We start from the raw sequence: 6,589 nt of genomic DNA on the forward strand, positions 1-6,589 counted from the left end.
CTTAGAAGCGGCCCCAGACGAAGCGGCTCGACAGGGCATAATTCCAGACCGACCCGATCCCGATCCCGACCAAAGCGGCCGCGATTTCGTGAAGTCCGCGATCGTGCAGCGTGGTCGCCACCGCGACATTCGCGAAGGCGCCGATCGAACAGGCGGCGATGAAGCTGACCCAGCCCCAGAACACTGCCTTCGATTCGGTCAGGCGCCGGTCGCGATAGGTCAGGAAATTGTTGAGCCAGAAATTGAACGTCATCGCGCCGAACGTCGCCACGGCCTGGCCGATGCTGAACTGGGTGCCCGCAGCGAGGAACAGATACAGCAGAGCCATGTGGACGACCACGCCGATCAGGCCGACCGTTCCGAACAGGGCAAACCGGGTAGGTATCACGCGTCCGAAGCTCTTATCGTAAAGCCCGGCGAGGAAATCGAACGCGATCGCGCGATCGAGCTTGCTTTCGCCGGAGCGGCGGGCGGAAAAGTTCATCGGGAAATCCTTGACGCGCAGAGCCTCTTCGCTGGTGGCGAGCAGGTCGAGCAATATCTTGAAGCCGATCGCCGACAGTTTCGGCGCGAGTTTGCGGGCAGTGGCGGCTTCGAGCAGGAAATACCCGCTCATCGGATCGCTGAGATCCACGCCCGTCAGCTTGCGGGCCAGCGTGTTGGCCACACCCGACAGCTTTTCGCGGTCCGGGCGGTTCCATTCGGCCATGCTGGCCCCTTCGGCGAAGCGGCTGGCGACGGCGACATCGGCCTCGCCCGCCTTGACCGCGGCCAGCATCGGCACGAGCAGCTTGGGATCGTGCTGGTGATCGGCGTCCATCACCGCGGCATAGGGTGCGGCGGTGGCGCAGAAACCTTCGATCGCCGCGCTCGACAGGCCGCGCCTGCCGATCCGTTCGATCACGCGAATGCGCGGGTCGGACAGGGCCAGGCGGCGCGCCTCGTCGGACGTGCCGTCGGAAGAGTGGTCGTCCACCACCACGACTTCCCAGCCCACCGGGCCGAGCGCGTCCGCGATCCGGTCCATCAGGGGCGCGAGATTGTCGCGTTCGTTGAATGTCGGCAGCACGATGGCGAGTTCGAGCGGCGTTGCCACCGATTGGCTCACTATCGTCTCTTCGGAAAGGATCGAAGGCGTCATGTCCATGCCATGTTCGCCTAAGCCGCAATTCTCAAGATATGGTTTCCAGCGCCCTAATAACGGCATAGCAGATCGCTTCGGTCGAGGCAGTGCCGCCCAGATCCGCTCCGTGCACGCCGTCCTTCAGCACTTGCGCCACCGCACGCTCCACCCGGCCCGCATCCGCCTCGCGCCCCAGCGAATGGCGCAGCAGCATGGCGAGGCTGAGGATCGCGGCGAGCGGGTTGGACTTGCCCTCACCAGCAATGTCCGGCGCGCTGCCATGGATGGGCTCATACAGGCCGAACGTGCCGTGTTCTGTCGTGCGTTCGCCGAGGGAGGCGCTGGGCAGGAGCCCGATCGAACCGACGCAGGCGCTCGCCTGATCGGACAGGATATCGCCGAACAGGTTTCCGGTCAGGATCACGTCGAACCGGCCGGGGCTCTTGACGAGCTGCATCGCGGCATTGTCGACATACATGTGGTCGAGCGTGACATCGGGATAGTCGCGCGCGACATCGATCACCGTTTCGCGCCAGATGCGGCTGGTTTCGAGCACGTTGGCCTTATCCACGCTGGTCAGGCGCTTGCGGCGCGACTGCGCGGCACGAAAGCCGGTATGGGCGATGCGGCGCACTTCGGCCTCGTTATAGGACATGGAATCCCACCCTTCGCGCCCGCCATCGCTGTCGCGCTCGCCCTTGGCGCCGAAATAGACATCGCCGTTCAACTCGCGGACCACCAGCAGATCGATCCCGCGCGCGAGCTGCGGCTTCAGAGGCGACAGATCCTCCAGCCCCGGCCAGCCCGCCGCCGGGCGCAGATTGGCGAACAGGCCGAGTTCGGCGCGCAGGCCCAGGATCGCCTGTTCCGGGCGGTGTTCGCGCGGCAGATCGTCGCAATCCGGATCGCCGACCGCGCCGAACAGAACCGCATCGGCGGCGCGCGCCATCTCCAGCGTTTCGGGCGGAAGCGGATGGCCGTGGCGCTTATAGGCGATGCCGCCCACATCGCCATCGAACAATACCAGGCCGGGCAGCGCCAGCGTGTCGAGCACGCGCAGCGCCGCTGCGGTCACTTCGGGGCCGATCCCGTCGCCGGGCAAAACTGCGATCTTCATGCCAAAATCCTCGCCAACCGGTCGCGCAATTGTCTGCGGGCGGCCATAACATCGGCGCGCATGTCGGCAATCAGATAGGTCGCGATCGGGCCCTCCAGCCGGTCGAGAATTTCGAGGCCCCGGCCTAGATCGGCTATCTCGGGCCGGGTCGTGGCGCTTCCGCCATAGCCCGCTTCGCGCAGCAGCAGGGTCTCGTATCCGATCAGCGCTTCGACCCAGCCGCGCGCCGACGGGGCATGGCAGACCGCATCGAGCAGCGCGCCGAGCGCGGCGTGGAGTGCGGGATAGGGATTGCGTTCGGGCAGGGTCGCGGCCGTCACCGCACAGGCCCAGGCGATGGCGGCGGATGGCAGCGGCTCGCTCAACCACGGGCCGCGGCTGACGGAAAGTTCCAGCCGCGCGAACGGCAATTGGCTGTCGGATTTGGCGCGGATTTCCGCCGCGACGATATTGCCGGGTATCACCACCGGGCGCAGCTGACGCCCGCGTCCGCCCGCCACATAGGCCGCAACCACGCCAGCTTCGTGCGTGAACAGTCGCGCGATCACCGCCGTCTCGCCATGCGGGCGCGCAGCGATCACGATAGCGGGGGCGGACAGGTGCATGGGCAGCCCCTAGTCCGGGGCGAAAGTCACGAAGACTTGGCTTCCAGGGCTGCGACGCGCGCGGCGAGATCGTCGGCCTGTTCGCGCGCCTTGGCGGCCATCGCCTTGACCGCGTCGAATTCCTCGCGCGTCACGAAATCCATGCCGCCGAACGCTTCGCGCGCGCGCTCGCGCGCAGTCTCGCGCGCCTCGCGGGTCATTCCGGCAAAGGTTCCGGCCGCCGAATTGGCGAGCTTGACGAAATCGGCGATCAGCGGGTTCTGGCTCTGCATGACGCCTATCTAGGCGCAGCGCGGCCCGGCTTCAATTGCCGATTCAGGTGCCGATCCGCATCCGCTCTACCGGAGCATCGGGAAGGCCGCCGTCGAGATCGGGATTGAGCTGAAGAAACTGCCAGTTCAGCACGAAGGCGAACAGCACCCAGGCGAGATAAGGCAACAACAGAACGCCCGCCAGAACGCGGATCTTCCAGAACAGCACGATGGTGGCGATCAACGTTGCGATCACGAGGCCCAGCACCACGAGCCCGCCGGTCATCTCCTGCATTCCGAAGAAAACCGGCGTCCAGGCGAGATTGCAGAGGAAATGCACCGCGAACACGACCAGCGCGAGCGTGCGTCCGCGCGCGCCCCACGCCGCGCAGATTAGCGCCAGCGCCAGGCCGACCATGACATAGAGGATCGACCACACGATCCCGAACGTGGCCGGGGGCGGATAGATCGCAGGCTTGTCGAGCGTCTGGAACCACAGGGAATCCGGCCCGCCAGCCTGACCGGCGAGGAAACCCAGCAACACGATAAGCGGCACGGTAAACAGCGCCCAGCGAATGAAACTGGCGCGCAATTGTCCGCGCGAGGCAAGCATGGTCATTACGGTTCTCGTCCCCCGATACCGATTCGCGACACCGCCCGCTTGTGACGGGTCGCGCATCGCTTGCCAATCGCAGACCCGCTACATCGGACCGGCAATTACCGCATCAGCACGATTTCTTCCGCCATGGTCGGATGGATCGCCACGGTCGCGTCGAAATCGGCCTTGGTGAGCCCTGCCTTCACCGCGATGGCGGCGGCCTGCATCATCTCGGGCGCTTCGGGCGCGATCATGTGGATGCCCACGATCTTGCCGTTCTCTCCATCGCAGATCATCTTGATCAGGCTGCGTTCGTTACGGCCTGCCAGCACGTTCTTCATCGGGCGGAAATCGCTGAGATAGACCTTCACGCTGCCGAGCTTGTTCTTCGCTTCGCCCTCGGTCATGCCGACTGCCGCGATCGGCGGGTGGCTGAAGACGGCGCTGGGAATGCAGCTGTGGTCCACGGCCACCGGATCGCCCTTGCCGAACACGGTGTCGGCAAAGGCCTGGCCTTCGCGGATGGCGACAGGCGTCAGCTGAACGCGGTCAGTCACGTCGCCCACGGCATAGATGTGATCGACATTGGTCTTGCTGAAGCGATCGACCTTGATTTCGCCCGCCTCGCCAAGCTCGACGCCTGCATTTTCCAGGCCGAGCCCCTTGGTGTTCGGCACGCGGCCGACCGCGAACATCACGAGATCGGCCTTCTCCTCGTCGCAATCCGACAATTTGACGAAATAGCCACCCTCGTCGCACGGCTTGATATATTCGAAGGTGGTGTTGAAGCGGAACTTGATCCCCTTCATCGTGCTGATCTGCAACAGACGATCGCGCACCGCCTCGTCATATTGGCGCAGCAGCACCTCGCCGCGATTGACGATGTGAACGTCGCAGCCGAACTCGTTGAAAATGCCTGCGAATTCGTTGGCGATATAGCCCCCGCCCGCGATGATGATCTTCTTCGGCAATTCGTCGAGGTGGAACGCCTCGTTCGAGCTGATCGCGTGTTCGGCACCCTGGCATTCGGGCATGCGCGGATGCGCGCCGGTGGCGATCAGGATATGTTTGGCCGTCACGGTCTTGCCGCTTGCCAGCGTGATCTCGTGCGGGCCGGTGATCTCGGCGCGTTCCTTGAAGATCGTAACGTCGTGATTTTCGAGCGTGTCGGTATAGGCCCCCTCGATCCGGGTCACATCGTCGAGAACATTGTCGCGCAGGGTCTTCCAGTCGAACTTGCGCTCGCCGATCTCCCAGCCGAACCGCTGGCAATCTTCCAGATCCTCGGCGAAATGCGCGCCGTAGACGAGCATCTTCTTGGGCACGCAGCCCCGGATCACGCAAGTTCCGCCCACCCGATGCTCTTCGGCGATCGCGACCTTGGCACCGTGCGCGGCGGACACGCGGCTGGCGCGCACGCCCCCTGATCCGGCACCGATGGTGAAGAGGTCGTAATCGTATTCGTTCGTCTCGCTGTTCGCGGCCATCGGGCGCTCCAATCGGGGGGAGAAAGAGTATGAGCGGGCGATATGGAGGCCGGTGGCGCGATTGCCAACCGCGAGGGCCATCGAAGTTTGGCGCGAACCGGGCGGGAACCCCGCGCCGCGCTCAGCTATTGAAAGCGCGTCCCTTGGGAGGGATGCTGTACCGATCACGTCGTTCCGAACGGGAGACAGCATGAAAGACCCCATTACCGATCGCGTTGTCCAGACCGCCGGGCTGCTGCCCTATCCCTGGAACCTCGTCGCCTATGCCACCATCGCGATCCTTACCGCGCTGGCCGTGCACTGGATCGCCTTTACCGTTCTGCGCAGGTTGGCGCGTCGATCGCACAGCGAAGCGGACGATGTGCTGGTGCGCCGTCTCGCCCGTCCGACCCGCTATGCGCTGATCGCGCTGGCCTTGGTGATGACGGCGCGGGAAATCCCCGTTTTCGACACCGTCTGGCAGAAGGTCGCCGGGTTCGTGATGCCCGCGCTGGTCGGCTGGATCGCGCTTTCGATCCTCCATGCGCTGGTGGAGGCGATGAAGCTGCGCGCCGATATCACCGTGGCGGACAATCTCGCCGCGCGCCGCCGCCGTACCAAGCTGACCATGCTGAACCGCATCGCCACCTTCCTGATCGTGTTCGTGACGGTGGGTCTGGTGCTGCTGTCGATTCCCGGCGTGCGCGATGTCGGGCTGACGCTGGTGGCCTCGGCGGGTCTGGCGGGCCTCGCCGTCGGTGCCGCCGCCCAGCCAGCGCTCAAGAACCTGATCGCTGGCGTCCAGATGGCGCTGACCGAACCGATCAATATCGACGATGTCGTCATCATCGAAGGCGAATGGGGCTGGATCGAGGATATCCGCACGACCTACGTGGTGGTGAAGATCTGGGACGAGCGGCGGTTGATCGTGCCGACCACCCATTTCCTCGAAGGCGCGTTCCAGAACTGGACAAAGAAGACCTCGCAGCTTCTCGGCACAGTGTTCCTCTATCTCGATCCCACGACCCGGATCGGGCCGATTCGCGCGGAATTCGAACGGCAGGTGCGCGCCAATCCGCGCTGGGATCAGCGCGTGCAGGTGACGCAGGTGACCGAAACCAAGCGTGACGCGATCGAGGTCCGCCTGCTGATGAGCGCGAAGGATTCGCCCACCCTGTTCGACCTGCGCTGCGATATTCGCGAAGGAATGCTGGAATTCCTTGCCGACAACCAGCCCGAAGCCTTCGCCAAGCTGCGGATCGTCTCGCCGGAGCCTGAAGAGCGGGACGCCGAAGCGCCCCGCTGAAGATCAGCCGCGCGGGGCGCCGCCGCCACCGCCACCACCGCTCCGGCGGCGCCGGTTGCGGTTGCCGCCGGACTGGCCGGACCCTTGGCCCTGACCGCCCGAACCTTGGGGCCGGCCCTTGCG

At 65.0% G+C, this 6,589-nt stretch carries 7 protein-coding genes; 1 reads left to right on the forward strand and 6 read right to left on the reverse strand.

Annotated features, from left to right (window positions below; genetic code table 11):
• Position 1: 1 nt before the first annotated feature.
• The 6 genes from A3736_RS02455 to gorA form a co-directional block, all read right to left on the reverse strand.
• Entirely contained in the window at positions 2 to 1,141 is a 1,140-nt protein-coding gene (locus tag A3736_RS02455) for a glycosyltransferase family 2 protein (protein WP_233999185.1), read from the reverse strand.
• A 31-nt stretch (positions 1,142 to 1,172) separates the two neighbouring features.
• Complete coding sequence (gene leuB, locus A3736_RS02460; RefSeq protein WP_067678736.1) at positions 1,173 to 2,240, reverse strand: 3-isopropylmalate dehydrogenase; 1,068 nt, start codon at positions 2,238 to 2,240, stop codon at positions 1,173 to 1,175.
• Positions 2,237 to 2,845: a DNA repair protein RecO gene (locus tag A3736_RS02465; protein WP_067678739.1), complete on the reverse strand. Its 609-nt coding sequence runs from the start codon at positions 2,843 to 2,845 to the stop codon at positions 2,237 to 2,239. Before A3736_RS02465 ends, leuB begins: the two co-directional genes overlap by 4 nt.
• A gap of 26 nt (positions 2,846 to 2,871) precedes the next feature.
• Positions 2,872 to 3,117 carry an accessory factor UbiK family protein gene (locus A3736_RS02470; RefSeq protein WP_067678742.1) on the reverse strand — a complete coding sequence of 82 codons (246 nt, stop codon included), beginning with the start codon at positions 3,115 to 3,117 and terminating at the stop codon, positions 2,872 to 2,874.
• A gap of 43 nt (positions 3,118 to 3,160) precedes the next feature.
• Positions 3,161 to 3,715, reverse strand: a complete 555-nt coding sequence (locus tag A3736_RS02475) for a TspO/MBR family protein (protein WP_067678745.1) — start codon at positions 3,713 to 3,715, stop codon at positions 3,161 to 3,163.
• A 98-nt stretch (positions 3,716 to 3,813) separates the two neighbouring features.
• Positions 3,814 to 5,181 (reverse strand): glutathione-disulfide reductase, encoded by a 1,368-nt coding sequence (gorA, locus tag A3736_RS02480; protein ID WP_067678748.1) that lies wholly within the window; start codon positions 5,179 to 5,181, stop codon positions 3,814 to 3,816.
• A 190-nt stretch (positions 5,182 to 5,371) separates the two neighbouring features.
• Here gorA and A3736_RS02485 point away from each other — a divergent pair, with 190 nt between their 5' ends.
• Positions 5,372 to 6,466 carry a mechanosensitive ion channel family protein gene (locus A3736_RS02485; RefSeq protein WP_067678751.1) on the forward strand — a complete coding sequence of 365 codons (1,095 nt, stop codon included), beginning with the start codon at positions 5,372 to 5,374 and terminating at the stop codon, positions 6,464 to 6,466.
• Positions 6,467 to 6,589: the final 123 nt, after the last annotated feature.

Origin of the sequence: Erythrobacter sp. HI0063, assembly GCF_001635685.1 — a bacterium.
Lineage (GTDB): Bacteria > Pseudomonadota > Alphaproteobacteria > Sphingomonadales > Sphingomonadaceae > Qipengyuania.